Origin of the sequence: Salipaludibacillus aurantiacus, assembly GCF_900111295.1 — a bacterium.
GTDB classification, from domain to species: domain Bacteria; phylum Bacillota; class Bacilli; order Bacillales; family Salisediminibacteriaceae; genus Salipaludibacillus; species Salipaludibacillus aurantiacus.
The window spans coordinates 175,304-192,685 of sequence record NZ_FOGT01000001.1; the positions used below are offsets into that span (position 1 = coordinate 175,304).

At 41.8% G+C, this 17,382-nt stretch carries 18 protein-coding genes; all 18 read right to left on the reverse strand.

The window, feature by feature from the left end; all coding sequences use genetic code 11:
- Nucleotides 1–1,083 (reverse strand): histidinol-phosphate transaminase, encoded by a 1,083-nt coding sequence (gene hisC / locus BMW59_RS00850; protein ID WP_093047120.1) that lies wholly within the window; start codon nucleotides 1,081–1,083, stop codon nucleotides 1–3.
- 42 nt (nucleotides 1,084–1,125) lie between these two features.
- On the reverse strand, nucleotides 1,126–1,923 hold the full coding sequence (gene trpA, locus BMW59_RS00855) for a tryptophan synthase subunit alpha (protein WP_093047121.1): 798 nt from the start codon (nucleotides 1,921–1,923) through the stop codon (nucleotides 1,126–1,128).
- Nucleotides 1,920–3,749 carry a tryptophan synthase subunit beta gene (gene trpB / locus BMW59_RS00860; RefSeq protein WP_093047122.1) on the reverse strand — a complete coding sequence of 610 codons (1,830 nt, stop codon included), beginning with the start codon at nucleotides 3,747–3,749 and terminating at the stop codon, nucleotides 1,920–1,922. Before trpB ends, trpA begins: the two co-directional genes overlap by 4 nt.
- Nucleotides 3,750–3,752: 3 nt before the next feature.
- A complete protein-coding gene (gene trpC, locus BMW59_RS00865) occupies nucleotides 3,753–4,523 on the reverse strand; it encodes an indole-3-glycerol phosphate synthase TrpC (RefSeq protein WP_093047123.1) in 771 nt (256 codons plus the stop codon).
- Nucleotides 4,520–5,536 carry an anthranilate phosphoribosyltransferase gene (gene trpD / locus BMW59_RS00870; RefSeq protein WP_093047124.1) on the reverse strand — a complete coding sequence of 339 codons (1,017 nt, stop codon included), beginning with the start codon at nucleotides 5,534–5,536 and terminating at the stop codon, nucleotides 4,520–4,522. Before trpD ends, trpC begins: the two co-directional genes overlap by 4 nt.
- A complete protein-coding gene (gene trpE / locus BMW59_RS00875; RefSeq protein ID WP_093047125.1) occupies nucleotides 5,533–7,044 on the reverse strand; it encodes an anthranilate synthase component I in 1,512 nt (503 codons plus the stop codon). The genes trpD and trpE overlap by 4 nt, the downstream gene beginning before the upstream one ends.
- A 269-nt stretch (nucleotides 7,045–7,313) precedes the next feature.
- Nucleotides 7,314–7,697 (reverse strand): chorismate mutase, encoded by a 384-nt coding sequence (gene aroH, locus BMW59_RS00880; protein WP_093047126.1) that lies wholly within the window; start codon nucleotides 7,695–7,697, stop codon nucleotides 7,314–7,316.
- Nucleotides 7,694–8,788, reverse strand: coding sequence for a 3-dehydroquinate synthase (gene aroB, locus BMW59_RS00885; protein ID WP_093047127.1), 1,095 nt, complete (start codon nucleotides 8,786–8,788; stop codon nucleotides 7,694–7,696). The genes aroH and aroB overlap by 4 nt, the downstream gene beginning before the upstream one ends.
- Entirely contained in the window at nucleotides 8,788–9,960 is a 1,173-nt protein-coding gene (aroC, locus tag BMW59_RS00890) for a chorismate synthase (protein ID WP_093047128.1), read from the reverse strand. The genes aroB and aroC overlap by 1 nt, the downstream gene beginning before the upstream one ends.
- Nucleotides 9,961–10,088: 128 nt before the next feature.
- Nucleotides 10,089–10,868, reverse strand: a complete 780-nt coding sequence (locus BMW59_RS00895) for a CheR family methyltransferase (RefSeq protein WP_093047129.1) — start codon at nucleotides 10,866–10,868, stop codon at nucleotides 10,089–10,091.
- A gap of 417 nt (nucleotides 10,869–11,285) precedes the next feature.
- Nucleotides 11,286–11,729, reverse strand: a complete 444-nt coding sequence (gene ndk, locus BMW59_RS00900) for a nucleoside-diphosphate kinase (protein ID WP_093047130.1) — start codon at nucleotides 11,727–11,729, stop codon at nucleotides 11,286–11,288.
- Between the two features lie 218 nt (nucleotides 11,730–11,947).
- On the reverse strand, nucleotides 11,948–12,919 hold the full coding sequence (gene hepT / locus BMW59_RS00905; protein WP_093047131.1) for a heptaprenyl diphosphate synthase component II: 972 nt from the start codon (nucleotides 12,917–12,919) through the stop codon (nucleotides 11,948–11,950).
- A 14-nt stretch (nucleotides 12,920–12,933) separates the two neighbouring features.
- Nucleotides 12,934–13,791, reverse strand: coding sequence for a menaquinone biosynthetic enzyme MqnA/MqnD family protein (locus BMW59_RS00910; RefSeq protein WP_093047132.1), 858 nt, complete (start codon nucleotides 13,789–13,791; stop codon nucleotides 12,934–12,936).
- Nucleotides 13,788–14,399, reverse strand: coding sequence for a UbiX family flavin prenyltransferase (locus BMW59_RS00915; protein ID WP_093047133.1), 612 nt, complete (start codon nucleotides 14,397–14,399; stop codon nucleotides 13,788–13,790). Before BMW59_RS00915 ends, BMW59_RS00910 begins: the two co-directional genes overlap by 4 nt.
- Nucleotides 14,396–15,256 carry a UbiA-like polyprenyltransferase gene (locus tag BMW59_RS00920; protein ID WP_093047134.1) on the reverse strand — a complete coding sequence of 287 codons (861 nt, stop codon included), beginning with the start codon at nucleotides 15,254–15,256 and terminating at the stop codon, nucleotides 14,396–14,398. Before BMW59_RS00920 ends, BMW59_RS00915 begins: the two co-directional genes overlap by 4 nt.
- Before the next feature lie 68 nt (nucleotides 15,257–15,324).
- On the reverse strand, nucleotides 15,325–16,026 hold the full coding sequence (locus BMW59_RS00925) for a demethylmenaquinone methyltransferase (protein WP_093047135.1): 702 nt from the start codon (nucleotides 16,024–16,026) through the stop codon (nucleotides 15,325–15,327).
- A gap of 4 nt (nucleotides 16,027–16,030) precedes the next feature.
- The gene (locus tag BMW59_RS00930) at nucleotides 16,031–16,846 is read right to left on the reverse strand and encodes a heptaprenyl diphosphate synthase component 1 (RefSeq protein WP_177174139.1); all 816 of its coding nucleotides are present in this window, start codon (nucleotides 16,844–16,846) and stop codon (nucleotides 16,031–16,033) included.
- Nucleotides 16,847–17,061: 215 nt separating this feature from the next.
- Nucleotides 17,062–17,280: a trp RNA-binding attenuation protein MtrB gene (mtrB, locus tag BMW59_RS00935; protein ID WP_093047137.1), complete on the reverse strand. Its 219-nt coding sequence runs from the start codon at nucleotides 17,278–17,280 to the stop codon at nucleotides 17,062–17,064.
- Nucleotides 17,281–17,382: the final 102 nt, after the last annotated feature.

Here is a 17,382-nt window from a genome sequence, read left to right on the forward strand (position 1 = left end):
CTAAGCGAGCCAGTCTGTCAGTTCTGCAATTATTTTATCATTTTGTGCCGGTTTACCTAATGTAATTCTTACTGAGGAAGAATATCCTAACGCCTCGCCGTTTCTTGTAATAAACCCTTTATGGAGTAAGTATTCGAAAATTTCTCCTCCCGGTTTTTCCAGGTCCATTAGTATAAAGTTGGCTTGAGAGGGAAAGTATTTAAAATCATTTTCCTTGCAAAAGGTTTCGTATTTTTTCATTTCCCGTGCATTTTTCTCTTGGCAGTCCCGTATGAACTGCTGGTCATCCAGCGCCGCAGCGGCAGCCGCCTGAGCCATGGAATTAGTATTGAACGGTTCGCGTCCCGGGTCTACAGCCTTAATAAGATCAGAATGGGCCACCCCGTAGCCAACACGCAGAGAAGCTAAACCGTATGCTTTGGAAAACGTGCGTAAAATGACTAAATTAGGATAGTCTTGAAGTAACGGCAGTGTGTCAGGATAATCAGAAGCTGTGACGTATTCAATATAAGCTTCATCACTAACCACAATCACATCTTCCGGCACGTTTCTGATAAACCGTTTAAATTCCTCGTCATTTACATATGTGCCTGTCGGGTTATTTGGGTTACAGACAAAAACCATTTTAGTATTTTCGTCTATCGCACTGAGCATTGCCTCTAAATCGTGGACGCCGTTCTTAAGAGGGACTTCCTTCACCTCGGTCCCTTCTATTACCGCGTTATGCCGGTACTGGGGAAAAGTAGGAGCAGCCGTGACGATATTGTCCTCAGGCGTGAGAACAGATCTGCATAAAATTAAAATAACTTCATCTGATCCATTCCCAAAGATCAGCTGATCTTCCTCCACCTGGAGCATAGCCGCTGTTTTCTCTCTTAATACTCTCGCATACCCGTCTGGATAGACAGCTACATTTTTAAATGAATCCAAGATCGCTTTCTCAACGTCCGGTGAACAGCCATATGGATTCTCATTAGATGCAAGTTTAATTACTTCGTCAAGTCCCAGTTCTCTTTTTACTTCCTCTATTGGCTTTCCTGGCTGGTAAGGCACAAGATCAACCATCGACGGTTTCACCTTCATCTTTAACCCCTCCACTGCTAACATTCTTTACCCTCTATACTATTACGAAATGAGATCTTGTACAAACACTTTTATTTCCTGAAGCGCTTCCTTTTTCGTTTTTTTGTCTTTTAATTCTTGCTGGCGTTCCGAAATGAATTTGACAAGAGCGCTTCCGACAATAACCCCATCGGATATACCCTGAAAATAGCGGACATGCTCTCTCGTGGATATGCCAAAACCTGCCAGAACAGGGACTTGAGCCGTTTTTTTAAGTTCGCTGATATTAGAGGCTAATAAGTCAGAGAAACTCTCACGTGTGCCAGTTACTCCGAGTGAAGTAACGTAGTATAAAAACCCATCACCTAAACGGCTGATTTTTTCCATCCTATGGTTGGAGCTGGGAGCGATTAAAGAGATTAAAGAGATACCTTCCTCATTACAAAGCTTTCTAAGTTCATCACTCTCTTCAAAAGGCAGGTCAGGAATGAGCAGACCGTCAACGTCTGCTTTTTTCATCTCCGATATTAATTCATTGAAACCTAAAGATAAAACGGGATTAATATACGTAAATAGCACAACAGGTATTTCTAAACCTTTCTCCCGTGCCTCTTTTAATCCTTGAAGGGCTTTTCTCAGACAGCCCCCGCCTTTTCTTGACTGCTCGCCGGCTTCCTGGATTACCGGACCGTCGGCAAGCGGATCACTGAATGGAACCCCCCACTCTACAGCATCAACACCGGAGTCCTGTAATGTCAGAGCAATATCAATAGAGGACTCATAACTAGGATGGCCGCTCATAATATACGGCACGAATTTGCTTTTTTTACTTTGAAATTCAGTGTCATTTAATCTGTTCATTCTATTTCCTCCCCTAATGCGTCCTGAATCGTATGAACATCCTTATCGCCACGCCCGGATAAACAGACGAGAATAATGTCATCCTTAGACATGCCAGGGGCTTTCTTCTTCACATAGGCTAAAGCATGGGCTGTTTCAATGGCCGGCAGGATCCCTTCAAACCGGCATAAATCTTCCAATGCTTCTAATGCTTCTTTATCAGTGACTGCCTCATAATTAACCCGCCCTGTGTCACGCAAATGGGCATGTTCAGGACCTATCCCGGGGTAATCGAGCCCTGCAGAAATGGAATACGGTTCTGTAATATTTCCATCTTCATCCTGGAGAAGGTAAGACAGTGATCCGTGAAGCACCCCTTTTCTTCCTTTTGATAAGGTAGCCGCGTGCTCTGGTGTGTCAATCCCTTTTCCGGCTGCTTCCACTCCGGTTAGTTTTACTTCGTCTTCTATAAATGGATAAAAAATACCCATGGCATTACTTCCTCCGCCTACACAGGCAACTACTTCATCAGGAAGTTTACCTGTTCTTTCACTCAGCTGCCTTTTACTCTCCTCTCCTATAATGCTCTGAAAATCTCTTACCATCATAGGGTACGGGTGGGGACCCACTACACTTCCTATTAAATAAAATGTATCATGAACGTTAGCCACCCAATGCCGGATTGCCTCATTTGTTGCATCTTTGAGAGTTTTTCCGCCTGAATGAACTTCTATGACTTCAGCGCCGAGAAGCCTCATGCGAAATACGTTTAATTCCTGGCGCTTTATATCTTCTGCGCCCATAAAAACTTTGCACGTCAACCCAAATCTTGCAGCCACCGTCGCAGAAGCCACCCCATGCTGGCCTGCTCCTGTTTCAGCAATGATCTGGGTTTTTCCCATTCTTTTTGCGAGAAGAGCCTGGGCAAGAGCATTATTAATTTTATGAGCCCCTGTATGATTTAAATCTTCTCTTTTTAGAAAGATCTGCGCTCCTCCGTAATGGGCTGATAACTGCCCGGCGTAAGACAAGGCTGTAGGACGGCCTGAATACTCCTTCATTTCTTTATGAAGTTCCTTTGCAAATTCAGGGTCATTTTTTATTGAATCATAAGCTTCTTCCAGTTCTTCTAACGCATACATAAGCGTTTCAGGAACGTATTTTCCTCCAAAAGGTCCGAACCGGCCTAAATGGTCAGGAGCCTGATATGTTTTGCTCACTGCTTTTTTCATTTCTGACATCTTCCTTTCGTCCTTTTTCCCGTCTGTCTCAATTCCTGACGAGACATCAATTCCTGAAGGCTTATAAGCCAGCAACTTATAAATATTATCTGTATTCACACCGCCTGCGATTAAACAGGGAACACCTTGGCGTTCTGCTTCCCTCGTATAGGCGGGAACAGCTTCCCAGTCAAATTGCCGGCCGGTTCCCCCCCAGGCTCCGGAAGTTTTTGTATCAATGACATATCCATCAGCTGTACCCTCATACTTTGCCATCTCATTTACTGCTTCTTTATGATGATGCAGCGTTTTATAAACCTGCGCTCCACTTGCAGATTTTATTGCTTTAAGTTCCTCAGGCGGTTCAGTGCCGTGACACTGAACGATATGAAGCCCTGCTGTTTTAACTGTCTCTAATACTTGTTCTGCAGGGGCGTTAACAAACACACCTGTAAGTTTTTGGCCGGGATATGGCTGCTTATTCCTTTGCCATAACGCGACTTCTTCAGAGTTGACTTGCCGTTTACCCGAAGCAAAAATGAAGCCCAGCATATCTGCTCCCGATTCAACTCCTTTTAAATAATCCTGCTCACATCTCATTCCGCAAAATTTGAGAGCTGTTTTCATTTTTCATCCCTCCGTATTGAACAGGGAGCGTAAAAAGGCCTGTTTATTATCACTTTTCATAAATCCTTCTCCAACCAGAAGACCGTTCACGTTTTCGTTCAAAAGAAAGTCGACGTCTTTCTTACTATGGATTCCACTTTCACTGATTAACAAAGCATTCTCCGGAATAAGAGGACGCAGGCTGCTCGTAATTGAAAGATCTGTTTTAAAGGTAGATAAATCTCTGTTATTAATCCCTATTAACCGGGGTGTAACATGGGCCAGCACTTTTTCAAGCTCGGCTTCATTATGAACTTCCACTAATACTTCCATGCCGAGTGATTCAGCCTGAGCATGCAGCTCTGCAAGCTGGGAACCTTCTAAAATAGCTGCTATTAATAAGATAGCATCCGACCCGATCCTCTCAGAAAACGTAACTTGTTTTTCATCTATAATAAAATCTTTCCTTAAAATGGGAAGGCTCACTTCTTTTTTTATATTAGTCAGATAACTGGCATGCCCCTGGAAAAATTCCTCATCAGTTAAAACGGAGATCCCCGCTGCCCCAATTCTTTCATACTCTTTTGCAATCGTTACAGGTTGGAAATCACTAGTTAACAGCCCTTTTGACGGGCTTGCTTTTTTAACCTCAGCGATAATTCCTAATGGATGCCTCGAATGTTCAATTGATTGACAGAGAGACACGGGCGGTTTAGTTACAAGTCGTTCTCCTGGCACAGCCAGCGATTCTGTCTCTTTTTTCTTCTTTTCAACAATCCGGTCTAAGACGCTCATGAGGTAGCCGCCGCCCCCTTTTCTTTTTTCAAAGCCTCCAGGTGATTTAGCACCTGAGTGCCCATCGCTTTGTTACAAGTATGAATCCCTTCCGATATTGAAGACGCAGCACCTTGGACATATAGAGCTGCTCCCGCATTTAATAGAACAAGGTTGACAGCCGCCTCAGGAGCCCGCCCTTCAAACACCGACCTTATTAGTTGAGCACTTTCAGCGGAGGATGAAGCTTTGGCCCCTTCCAAAGTCTGTCTTTTTAAGCCGACTTCTTCAGGCGATATATTAAATTCTTTAATGGTCCCATCCCGTACTTCAATCAAATGGGTCTTTCCCTGAACAGTAATTTCATCCAAACCGTCTTCACCACTGACAAACAAAGCCCGTTCAACTCCCAAATGCCTGGAGGCTTCAGCCATTTTCTTTGCTGCCTCTCTGTCATATACACCGATTAAACGGTGAGACGCACCAGCCGGATTTGTTAATGGGCCGAGGAGATTAAAAATCGTCTTCATCCGGAGCTGTTTCCGTACCGGCGCCACATGTTTCATGGCAGAGTGATAGACAGGTGCAAACAGAAATGCCAAATGGTGGTTTTTAAGCATCTGTTCTGCATTTTTTTCATTGTCCTGAAAAGGAATACCTAGCTCTTCAAGGACGTCTGCACTGCCGCTTGTAGAGGATACACTCCTGTTTCCATGTTTTGCCACTTTCACTTTCATGGAACTTAATAAGATCGCAGCGGCTGTGGAAATGTTAAATGTACCGGCTCCGTCACCGCCTGTCCCACATGTATCCATCACTTTAAAGGGCAGAGTAAACTGTTTACTTTTTCTCTGCATCCCTTTGGCAAAGCCGACAATTTCTTCCACTGTCTCTCCTCTGAATTGAAGCACAGACAGGATTGCGGCCATTTCTTCCTGGCTGTGTTCCCCTGACATCATTTGTCCGACAAGCTGTTCTGCCTCTTTCTCGTTTAAAGATGTATTGGACATAATCTTTTCCAGTGCTCTGCTCATCTCTTTATTGCCTCCTCTTTTTCGAACCTCTGCTCAGCTAATTTAATTGCGTATATTAACGCTCTTGCCTTATTTTTAGTCTCTTCATATTCATTTTCCGGTACGGAATCCTGAACAATTCCTGCCCCGGCCTGCACATACGCTGTTTTATCTTTCAAAATGATTGTCCTGATAGCAATACAGGAATCAATAGCCTGGTTAAAACCGCAATACGCAATGGCGCCTGAATAAACCCCTCTTCTTGTTTGTTCCAGTTCCTGTATAATTTCAACTGCCCTTACTTTAGGCGCTCCGGAGACGGTCCCTGCCGGATGAGTAGAAAACAACGCATCGAAAGGATGGGAGTGAGTGTGGAGCCTGCCTGTCACCTTTGTAATTAAATGCATGACGTGAGAAAAGTAAGAGACCTGCATCATATCTTTAACGGTCACGGAACCATACTCGCTAACCCTGCCTAAATCGTTTCTCGCTAAATCGACCAGCATCAAATGTTCAGCACGTTCTTTCTCATCTGCGAGAAGTTCTTCCGCAAGTTCGGCATCCTCTTCAGGTGTCAGTCCCCTTTTTCGCGTTCCGGCAATTGGATGGATTTCCATCTCCTTATTCTCATCCACTTTTACAAGACGTTCAGGAGAACTTCCAATGATCTCCTGGCCATCCATCCGAATGTAATATAAATAAGGGGAAGGGTTTATTTTTCTTAAAACTCTGTAAAGCGAGAGCCCGTCAGATTGCACAGGGAGTTCGAAACGCTGCGATAATACAGCCTGGAAAATATCTCCCGCAGCAATATATTCCTTCACTTGCTCTACATGGTCAGTAAACTGGTCTTTAGTGTAATTTGATTGGACCCCATCAAAAATGTCTTCATTGCCCGGCTCCTCCATCGAAACAATGGATACAGGATCAGCGTCATCCCGTTCAATCTTTTCAAGGATAGTCTTCAGCTTTCGTTTGCCACCCTCATAGGCCTCTTTTTTATCGAGGGAAGAAGTATCTTGTAAGTGAACGACCGTCAGTTCCTCTTTTTCGTGCTGATAAGCAAGAATGGTTTCACAAAACATAAAGGAAACATCGTGCTCATTACCTGGTGAATTTCTCGAAAGCCGCGGCTCATAGCATCCATATGCCTCAAACCCTAAATAACCGACTGCTCCGCCTGGAAACGGTAAATCTGGCATTTCCGGAGATACATTGATATAGGCTAAAGCTCTCTCCCAGGCTTTCTGAAAATCTTTTTCTTTAAATAAAACTTCTCCCTCTTTATTTTTAAACAAAAAGAGATGGTTATCATCGTGAAGAAAATAGGCCGGGTTTAATCCAATAAATGAATAGTTTGCCCAGGGTGATAAAGGGTCTTTACTTTCCAGCAGGAAAGCTGCCTCTTCATTAAATAAATGGAATAACTGAATGGGGGTTTTTGTATCTGCAAAGACTTTCACTGAAACAGGAACCGTAGAATAAACGGCCGCGGATGTGTAAAACCGCTCTTGGGATAATGTTTCCATTTCAATCACCTCTCTCATTTGACAGGGATTGAAGTATGAGGGATGTGAGGTGCTGTTTAAAAGACAAATAATACCTGCCTTTTTACAGCATGGTTGAATAGATTACAACTCATAAAAGCTAAAACGCCTGCCCAAGGGGCAGACGTGTCCTTATATGGATACGCTCATCTCTGCTCTCCTCAACTCCAACTCTGCTCTTCTCTCTTCTATATTTCTATTAAAATCCTTAAATACTCTTCATCTCATCTAAACTTAGCTTATTGAGTATACTAACGCGATTCCTGTTTGTTTGTCAAGGCTAAATCAGGCCGCAGCTTGACTGCATCCTTTAAATACACATGGTGAATATCATCTGATCGTTTGGCTGTATTGACAGTCACCATTAATCTGATGCATTTTTTAAGTCCGTCAGGAACAGAAATTTCCTGTGCACACATCACCGGCACAAATTGGTATCCATCTAACTGCCTTAGAGCCCGTGCCGGAAATGTCGCATTTAAATCGTCAGTCATAGTAATCATAATATGAGAAATATCTTCAGGAACAACATTATTCTTATCCTGAATCTGTTTCATAACTTCCAATGTGGCTTCAATAATGGAGCCCGTGTTGTTTTCTTCCACAGTGGTTGCCCCGCGAATCCCCCTTATCATTTCAAATTCCCCTCCTTTTTAAGCAGTTCAGAAATGTCATTCTCCTTTACAGGAAGCAGTTCCGGATGCCCAAGTTCTTTTAGAAGGACAAAATTAATCTGCTTATATGACGCTTTTTTGTCCAGTTTCATTCTCTCAAGCAAGCGGTCTCTGTTGCATTCTGCAGGAATTTCCAGCCTATATCCCAGTGTATTCATGTATTTGCAGGTACTTTCGTATTCTAACGAATGTTTATATACTTTTTCACTCAGCTTAAGGGCAAAAAGCATGCCGACAGCTACGGCTTCTCCATGAGTCATCCTGCCGTACCCTAATTCCGCCTCTATACTGTGCGCAAGCGTGTGGCCAAAATTAAGGAACGCTCTGATCCCCTGTTCCTTTTCATCTTTTTCCACTATTTCTGCTTTAACTTTAATTGAACGTCTGAGAAGTTCATTTAAAACATCTGTTTTTATTGACTTAAAAGACTGAATGTTTTCTTCTACCCATTTTATAAAAGAAGGATCAGCTATAAAACCGTGTTTAATAACTTCAGCAAAGCCTGACCGCCATTCCTTTTCAGGCAGCGTGTTAAGCATTCCGGAATCATAAATGACTGCTGATGGAGGGTGAAACGCACCAATCAGATTTTTTCCCAATGGATGGTTAATACCTGTTTTACCTCCTACACTGCTGTCATGAGCCAGCAAAGTAGACGGCATCTGAACATAGCGGACGCCCCTCATATAAGAAGCCGCCACAAACCCGGCTAAATCTCCAGTTACTCCCCCACCAAGAGCAATAATTACCGCTTGTCTGTCGAGGCCGTTTTTTAAACATTCTGTGAGGAGACGTTCATACTGCTCAAAAGATTTAGAAGCTTCCCCGCTTGGCACTGTGGCAACATAAGGCTTGTTTTCCGCAGGAAAAGATTGAACGATTTCATCCAGGTACAGGCCGGCCACCGTGTCATCCGCAATGATTATAAAAGCACTCGCCTTTTTATCGAGAGATTTATTTATCAGCTCATACGTTTGATATCTCAGATCCGTATCAATATAAATGGGGTACTTGGTTGTCTCGCTGTTAACAAGTAAGCGGGGAGAGGTCATTAAAACCTCCTCGCTTCCTGTACATAATCTTCATAATGCTTTTTAATATCATCCATCGTATCTGAACCGAACTTATCAAGAAATGCATCGGCCAGCTCCCATGCTACCGCCGCTTCACAAACCACAGCAGCGGCGGGCACAGCACAGCTGTCCGAGCGTTCAATGCTGGCTGTAAACGGTTCTTTTGTGTCAATATCCACACTTTGAAGAGGTTTATACAACGTTGGGATTGGTTTCATGGCACCGTGAACAACAACAGGCATACCATTGGTCATTCCACCTTCGAATCCTCCCAGGCGGTTGGATTTTCTGTAGAATCCACGTCCTTCTTCATAAGCAATCTCATCGTGAACCTGGCTTCCTTTCATTCTGGCTGCTTCAAAACCGAGCCCGATCTCCACCCCTTTAAATGCATTAATGCTTAACACTGACTGAGCAATCTTCCCGTCAAGTTTCCGGTCATAATGGACAAAACTGCCCAGCCCGACAGGCACGTTTTCTGCTATAACTTCTACGATACCTCCAATTGAGTCCCCATTTTCTTTAGCTTCATCAATAGCCCTTTTCATTTTTTCTGAAGCGTCTTTATCCGCACATCGGACTTCAGAGGACTCAGTCACCTCTTTAAGTCCGCCAACTGATGTGAAATGAGGCTGGGCACTTACTACGTCCCCGATTTCAAGAACGTGGCCGCAAAGATTAATATTAAAAGCCTTTAGAAGTTTCTGGGCTACTGCACCTACTGCTACCCGGGCCGTTGTCTCCCTTGCGGAAGAGCGTTCGAGCACATTTCTCATATCCCTGTGCCTGTATTTAATCGCTCCGTTTAAGTCTGCATGTCCGGGCCGGGGCCGGGTAATTTTTCTTTTCACTTCCTGTTCTTCTTCTTCCGATAACGGTTCCACTCCCATAATTTTAGTCCAGTGTGTCCAGTCTTTATTTTCAATATGGAGAGTAATTGGGGCGCCGGTTGTTTTACCATGGCGGACGCCGCTTGTAATTCTCACTTTGTCTTTTTCAATTTGCATACGCCGGCCGCGGCCGTATCCTTTTTGCCTTCTTGCCAGATGCTCATTAATGTCTTCTTCTGTGAGCGGCAGCTGGCTTGGTACCCCCTCAATAATAGCGGTCAGTTCAGGACCGTGAGATTCTCCTGCTGTTAAAAATCGCATGCCTTATCTACCTCTACTTTCTTTATCGCTTTTATGTGTTAAAAAGTTATTATGTCTATTGTTGATGATTTTAACGTATTTTTCAAGGATTATATATGATTTTTTTGAATAAAGCGAATACATACAAATTAAATATCGCTTATTTTTTTATAAAAGAAAGTGTCTTCAGCCTCCAATCCGTAACGGTTGGCCTGAAAAATCTGTTCGGTGCTCCCCACAAAAAGAACACCTCCCGGTTTTAGTGCCCGGCTGAATTTTTTGTACAGCTCATCTTTTGCCTGTTCTGTAAAATAAATCATGACATTTCTGCATACAATCAAGTCGTAATTCCTGTCAAAAGAATCTGAAAGCAAATTATGCTTTTTAAAACTCACAGCCTGTTTTAATTCCTTGCCTACCCGGTAGCCTAAATCTTCTTTAGAAAAATATTTTTCTAACCTTTCACTCCCTACTTCTTTCAGTGCCCTTTCCGTATAAAAACCTGCTTTAGCACGGGCGAGTACAGCTTCATCCAAATCAGTTGCTAATAAGTTAATTTGCGGATATTTCCTGTAGTTATGTAAGAGCATCATTAAAGAATAGGGTTCCTCTCCTGTTGAACAGGCTGCACTCCAAACTTTAATTTTAGGGGACCTGGCCAGGAGGCGGGGGATTATTTTCTCTTCAAGCACTTTCCAACGCTGGGGATTTCGATAGAACTCTGACACATTTATAGTCATTCTTTGCAGAAATTCTTCAAATAAAAAGTGATCTTTAGCTACTGCCTGAAAATAGTTGTCAAAATTAGAAAAACCTCTTTTATCTCTTAATGATGTTAATCTTCTTTTCATTTGTCCTTCTTTATATAAAGACAGATCAATTCCAGTCTTCGATTTGATATTTTCTGTAAATTTATTATAATCGTCCATTATGACACTCCTTATCCTGTTGCTGAAACACCTCTCTCTACTTGTACCATAATTTATCTTTTGAGACTATAAGGCAAAATAATAAAGCTGCCGTTAAGGCAGCCAGATTGTCGAGGTACCCACATTTTATAAAAGTGCGAGATTCTTTTTTACTTATTTTAATGGAAAGTAAATTTGAACTGTGATTGAAGAATGAAAGGTGGCGACTCCTGCGGGAACCGCAATAGGTGAAGATCCCCGAGAGTGATTTTCTCTCGGGAGCTGAAGCAGTTCCTGCAGAAAGCGTACACCTGAAGTGATGAAATCACTCGTTATAAACTTAGCTATTAAAAAAGACTGTTGAGAAGAGTTTCTCAACAGTCTGGCTGCCTTACAGGCAGCTTTAAAGTGTGGATACACGTTGGGACATCCGCCCTTTTAAATCCATTTATTAAGTGTTTTTCCGTATGAAACTAATTCCTCGTCTTTGAAAAACAGGTTTATTTCTCTTTTCGCACTTTCTTCCGAATCAGACCCATGAATTATATTCATAGAGACCTGTACGCCGAAATCTCCGCGGATAGTGCCCGGGTCAGCCTCTTTCGGATTAGTTTTGCCCATCATCTTTCGTGCTTCGGCAATTACCCCGTCACCTTCCCATACCATTGCAAATACAGGGCCTGAAGTAATAAAGTCAACTAACTCCCCAAAAAAAGGCCGCTCTTTATGTTCCCCGTAATGTGTCTCAGCAAGGTCCTTGGATATTTGCATAATTTTAGCCCCTGTTAATGTAAACCCTTTCATTTCGAATCGTGAAACAACTTCCCCGATTAAATTGCGCTGCACGCCATCAGGCTTGACCATTAAAAAAGTACGTTCCATGTTTAAAACCCCCAAGTATGTAGTGTAATAACAAACCTTTTTGATTATAGCAAAATTTCCGAGAATACACAATTTTCTCCAGTTTAATTTATGGTTAGCGTTGCTATTTAAATTTCTGCTTTATCTGCCTTTCCTACCCGATGACAGGAGCAGGCAAAAAATATTTTAAGAAAGCATTAAAAAAATAAAAACGAGCTCTGTTATTAGAGCCCGTCTGTCTAAAATTTTCTGTCACCTATATATTTGGCTATTTGGGTTAAAGCTTCTTTTGCCTGGCTTTCCGGCAATGGTTCAAGAGCAGTTAGTGCTTTATTTAAATACATATCTGCTACTTTCTTAGAATAATGGATCGCGCCGGTTTGTTTTATCTGCTGAATAACCGATTTCATGTCAATAGCTTCCGTCCCGCTTTGCTGTAAAAAAGACACAATCTTATAATTAAGGCGCCTGTCTCTCTCCATTGCATAAAGGGCAGGCAATGTCACGTTACCCTGGGCAAGATCGCTCCCGGCCGGCTTTCCGAGTTCTTTTTCTGTGCCGACAAAATCAAGGATGTCATCGGTAATCTGAAAAGCCATCCCTACGTAATAGCCGTACCTTTTAAGCTGTCTTTGAACCTCGGGGGCAGCCCCTGCGACAAGAGCTCCAAGCTGACAGCTCACAGATATTAAAAGAGCCGTTTTTCTTCGGATACGACGCAAATATATCCTGAAATTCTGCTGCCAGTTAAACTGGTCTCGAATTTGTTCAACTTCCCCAATACACATCTCTACCATAGCATCTGCCAATATATGGTGCAGTTCGGGGTTGTCGCTGTATGTAGCAAGCTCAATCGCTTTTGCAAATATATAATCTCCGGTATACATAGCTACACGGTTATCCCATTTAGACTTAATCGTTTTTTTACCCCGCCTCAGTTCAGCGTCATCTATGACATCGTCATGGACGAGAGACCCCATATGAATAAGCTCTAAAGGAACCGCTACATGCTTAATAGTGTTCAGGTCATAATTTCCAAATTGAGCTGCAAGCAGGACAAATACAGGACGTATTCTCTTTCCTCCCGCTTTTAATAAATGGGAAGAAGCTTCCTCTAAAACTGGATGACGGGCATCAATATTATTTTCAATTTCTTTTTCTATTTTAATGATATCTGGTCGTAAATACCAATAGATGTCAGTTAGTTTCATTTTTGTCCACCTTGCTAAACAGAGTGAAAATTTCCGGCAGGGTTCCAGATAGAGATATTTTGCACCTTTTTCTTCAAAAGGTTTAATTCAAATGATAATTCATAAAAACGGTGTAATCCTTCCAGATGTTTTTCTGAAAGTTCATAATTTAAATTTGAAAAATAATCTTTCCAAAACCGGAAAGAACCGCCTAATTGAAATTGTATAGATTGAATCATTTCCTCAAAGCCGCTCTCGATACATTGCTGCTTACTGTTAAGGAATTCACGGTGTACGTCAGCGAGGAGAAGCGACTGGTTTTTCCAGGCTTCTTCCCGCACCGCAAAAACAGCATAAGTCATCGGCAAACCTGTAAAATGCTTCCATAATTCCCCGAGATCATAACAATATATATCTGGAGGCAAGGAAAATTTCGCCAGTATCGCATCGTCTCCGATCAGCAAACAGCCATCGTGCTCCGACATCATTTGGGAATATTCAGGGAAAGTTGTTTGATAACCAACATTCAGCTGATAGAATTTTTGAAGAATAATTTTCAATAAATTTACTGAGGTTGCGGAACTTGATGTTAATGCTATCGATTTACCATCTAATTTGTCTATAGGATGTTTGGAAAATAAGAAAATGGAACCTACTTCCCTAGTTGAAGAAACAGATAAATCAGGAAGAATTTTATATTCCTCGCTATGTTCACCATAGGAGAAGGAAGAAATCCCCCCTACATCCACAAGTCCTCTTTCCATATCTTTGTTCAGTTTAGAAGGGATGGCCGGCACAAATTCACACCCTGCCTGTTTAAGGCTTTCCCGGTCAGCATAATAAAACATGGGCCGTATATTCGTATAAGAGATTTCACCTATTATTAGGCTCATGATGTGCTCCCTCCCCATCTTTTAAACAAATCATGTGAGACTCCTATTTGATCAAGCACTTTTCCCACCATAAAAATGACCAGCTCGTCCATAGATTCAGGATTGTGGTAAAAACCCGGCATAGCTGGAACCACAATACCGCCAAGATCACTTATCCTTTTCATATTTTCAAGATGAATCGAACTGAGCGGTGTTTCCCTGGGCACAATGACGAGTTTTCTTCTTTCTTTTAAGACGACATCCGCCGCTCGTTCAAGCAAGTTGCTTGAAATCCCATGGGAAATTTTTGCAAGCGTCCCCATAGAACAAGGAATAATAATCATCCCGTCGCTTTTAGCTGATCCGCTGGCAATAGGGGCAGAAAAATCCTGCTGGGTATGGTAATGAAAATTCGAATGGTCTCCAAAAAGATCCGTTAAACATTTTTCTTTATCACTAATGTCCATGTTTAATTCATAGTAGAGAACCTGCCAAGCTGCACCAGTCAGCAAAAAATGAACAGTATGGCCCTCTTTTAATAAAGCCTGAACCAATTTAACTCCGTATATTGCCCCGCTTGCCCCAGTCATTGCTACTGTAAATACTTTTTTCTGATCCGATTTTGTCATATCATCAAATCTCCGATCGTAAAAGCAAGCATAACCATACTAATTATTCCGTTCATGGTAAAGAAAGCTACATTCACTTTTGAAAGATCGTCCGGAGACACCAGTGAATGCTCATAAACCATGATAGCACCGACAATAAGAATCCCCGAAAGAAAGATCCATCCGAGTGGTGTAATAAAAAACAATGAAAGCATCGCAGCGAAACTGATAATATGAAAGCCTTTAGCAAATAAGAGAGCATTGGCAATACCAAAATAACTTGGAATAGAATATAAATTTACCTCTTTATCATATGAGGCATCCTGAGTCGCATAGATTACATCAAATCCTGCAGTCCACAAAGCTACTGCAACGAAAAGCATGAAAGCTTCCCATGTTAAGGTACCGGTAGCGCCTACCCATCCGCCAAGAGGCGCAATGCCAATCGTTATTCCGAGAAATACATGGCATAACCACGTAAATCTTTTAGTATACGAGTAAAATACGAGGAAAAAGACTGCCACCGGCAGTAAATAAACAGCAAGCATATTTAACTGGAAAGCAGCAAAAAACAGTAAAGCGAATGAACCAGTAATAAAGGCTGCCGTTTCCATTTGTGATAATAAGCCTGCTGGTATTGCTCTGTCTTTTGTCCTTGGATTAGCTTTATCTATTTTTGCGTCAATCAGCCTGTTCAGTGACATGGCTGCGCTTCTCGCCCCCACCATTGCTAACGTAATCCATATCCACTCCGCTAAAGTGGGCCAGTTTCCCTCTATTAGCAAACTGCCTAATACTGCGCCAATAAATGCAAATGGCAAGGCGAAAACAGTATGTTCAAATTTTATCATTTCTAATATTATTTTTATCTTTTTCATTCTGGAACCCCTTTTTGTACATGCCGAAAAAATTATCATTAATTAAGTAAGTCTGGAAAGTAATTTTATTATTTTGTTGCAAAATGGGACGCAACAGCACCACCGGAATAAGATTTATATTTCACATGAGAAAATCCCGCTTCATAAAACAGCTGTTTTAATTCTTTCTTACCAGGAAAACTCTGACTGGATTCCTGAAGCCAAGAGTATTCTTTATAGCTTTTTGCAAAAATCTTCCCAAATACCGGCATGATGTATTTAAAATAGCCCCAATACACATGTTTAAACCCGGGCATCGTCGGCTGTGACGTTTCCAGGCATACAGCCATCCCGCCTGGCTTTAAAACTCTCCTCATTTCTTTAAGCACTTGTAAATAATCAGGGACATTCCTCAGGCCGAATCCGATTGTCACATAATCAAATTGGTTATCGGCAAAGGGAAGTTCCATTGCGTTCCCATGGATTAATTCAATTTGGGGAAGCTCTTTTTCTTTTACTTTCTCTTTCCCTACAGACAGCATATTTTCGCTGAAATCAAGCCCGATAATTCTGCTGTCAGCTCCTGAGGCCTCAGCCAGGTGAATTGTCCAATCTGCTGTTCCGCAGCAGACATCAAGCGCTGATGCGCCTTGAAATACCTTCATCTTTTTCATCGTGTCTTTTCTCCAGGCTACATGACGCTGAAAACTTATAATACTGTTCATCTTGTCATATTGTCCTGAAATAGATTCAAATACGTCGTGTACACGTTCTTCTTTTGTTCGAGCCATACTTTTACCCTTCCTCCACAGCACACTGTTCTTTAAGCCGGTATTTCTGTAATAATTCATCAAATCTTAATTGTATATAATCTGCTGAACCATTATTATGCCGTAATAATTTCTCCAGTTCAATCATTGAAGCTTCGATATAAATATTAAACTGGTCTATTATAAATTTTTCATTAAGACTATTGAGTTTAATTTCAGATGAGCCGTAGAAAAGATTTAAGGCTTTTCCGCAGTAGCCGTGATCGAGAAAAAGATCTCTTTCTGCAAGAAGTGATTTAAATAAAAAGAATTCTTCAATCAGTGCAACTCTGTCAGCCGAACCTGTGAATTCAGCAATGTTTTTAAGGAGCGATGTGTAAACGTTCTTAAGTTCACGAATACCAGGCTTGTATTTTTTCTTGTGCTGTTTATAAATGCTCATTTTAGATTCATTAATATCCTGAATCGATTTTGCCATAACTCTGATTAACGGCACATCTCCCAATTGTGACAGCACATAATAATATAAGCTGCTGTAATAATCTCCAGCAAGAACGGTAAGCTGGCGTTTTGTTTTTAATGTTTCCGTGCCCAGTCCGTGGACATTGACAGTTTCATGAGTGTCAAGTGCAGCCTGGACAAACAGGGCAGTTAAAATACAGTCATGTATGTACTGGCGCGAGTAACCTTTATCTTTAAGCATATAGAAAAGAACAGCGGCTTGATCTGTATCAACCACCGGGTCTTCTAAAAATTTTTTTATATAAGGATGGCTCACACGAGTATAAAAACTGTCGAACACCCTGTTTAATTCCTTGTTGTAATTATCGAATGCCCTCATCTGAAATCCCCCAGCGTCAAAGTCTGTCCAAAATATACGTTCGATTCCACACATGTCTAGTATATCACAATTGTTTCACACCGATAAGCAATCCTTTTATAAAAACTCAGGTTATGTATATGTGAATCAAGTAAGAAAAACAGCCCCCCTTTTCAGGCAAAAAGATCTGAAAAGAAAGCGCTGTCAAAAAATAAAAGCAGGAATACCCCCTGCTTTTATTCCCCGTTTCTCATTTCTCCGTGGGCTGTTTGAAGAGTTGCCTTGCCCCGGATTTTAATAGCGGACGTATGTTCAGTAAATTGAGCAATCATCATTTCATTTTTATCCAGTTTTTCTGAGTGATGAAAGCGTGTATCCGTTCCCCTCGTTAACCCAATAACGTTAACACCGTCTTCGTCTGCTTTAATTACAATATAATCATTTGAATCTGCCATAGTATACTTTCTCCTCCCCATTTTGACTAAATTAACAGTAAGTATGCAATATAAACAGCTGCCAGTACAACCCCGACAGGCAACAGCCAGCTCAGCAGTTCA

What these genes read in the sequence shown, in the direction of transcription:
- mtrB (WP_093047137.1), bottom strand. Translation starts at nt 17,280, where the DNA reads ATGGCAGATTCAAATGATTATATTGTAATTAAAGCAGACGAAGACGGT.
- BMW59_RS00895 (WP_093047129.1), bottom strand. Translation starts at nt 10,868, where the DNA reads ATGGACGATTATAATAAATTTACAGAAAATATCAAATCGAAGACTGGA.
- aroB (WP_093047127.1), bottom strand. Translation starts at nt 8,788, where the DNA reads ATGACCTCTCCCCGCTTACTTGTTAACAGCGAGACAACCAAGTACCCC.
- trpA (WP_093047121.1), bottom strand. Translation starts at nt 1,923, where the DNA reads ATGAACAGATTAAATGACACTGAATTTCAAAGTAAAAAAAGCAAATTC.
- aroC (WP_093047128.1), bottom strand. Translation starts at nt 9,960, where the DNA reads ATGCGATTTTTAACAGCAGGAGAATCTCACGGTCCTGAACTGACCGCT.
- hepT (WP_093047131.1), bottom strand. Translation starts at nt 12,919, where the DNA reads ATGAAACTAACTGACATCTATTGGTATTTACGACCAGATATCATTAAA.
- trpD (WP_093047124.1), bottom strand. Translation starts at nt 5,536, where the DNA reads ATGAGCAGAGCACTGGAAAAGATTATGTCCAATACATCTTTAAACGAG.
- BMW59_RS00920 (WP_093047134.1), bottom strand. Translation starts at nt 15,256, where the DNA reads ATGAAAAAGATAAAAATAATATTAGAAATGATAAAATTTGAACATACT.
- aroH (WP_093047126.1), bottom strand. Translation starts at nt 7,697, where the DNA reads ATGATAAGGGGGATTCGCGGGGCAACCACTGTGGAAGAAAACAACACG.
- hisC (WP_093047120.1), bottom strand. Translation starts at nt 1,083, where the DNA reads ATGAAGGTGAAACCGTCGATGGTTGATCTTGTGCCTTACCAGCCAGGA.
- trpE (WP_093047125.1), bottom strand. Translation starts at nt 7,044, where the DNA reads ATGGAAACATTATCCCAAGAGCGGTTTTACACATCCGCGGCCGTTTAT.
- BMW59_RS00925 (WP_093047135.1), bottom strand. Translation starts at nt 16,026, where the DNA reads ATGGCTCGAACAAAAGAAGAACGTGTACACGACGTATTTGAATCTATT.
- ndk (WP_093047130.1), bottom strand. Translation starts at nt 11,729, where the DNA reads ATGGAACGTACTTTTTTAATGGTCAAGCCTGATGGCGTGCAGCGCAAT.
- BMW59_RS00930 (WP_177174139.1), bottom strand. Translation starts at nt 16,846, where the DNA reads ATGAGGGCATTCGATAATTACAACAAGGAATTAAACAGGGTGTTCGAC.
- BMW59_RS00910 (WP_093047132.1), bottom strand. Translation starts at nt 13,791, where the DNA reads ATGAGCCTAATAATAGGTGAAATCTCTTATACGAATATACGGCCCATG.
- BMW59_RS00915 (WP_093047133.1), bottom strand. Translation starts at nt 14,399, where the DNA reads ATGACAAAATCGGATCAGAAAAAAGTATTTACAGTAGCAATGACTGGG.
- trpB (WP_093047122.1), bottom strand. Translation starts at nt 3,749, where the DNA reads ATGAAAACAGCTCTCAAATTTTGCGGAATGAGATGTGAGCAGGATTAT.
- trpC (WP_093047123.1), bottom strand. Translation starts at nt 4,523, where the DNA reads ATGAGCGTCTTAGACCGGATTGTTGAAAAGAAGAAAAAAGAGACAGAA.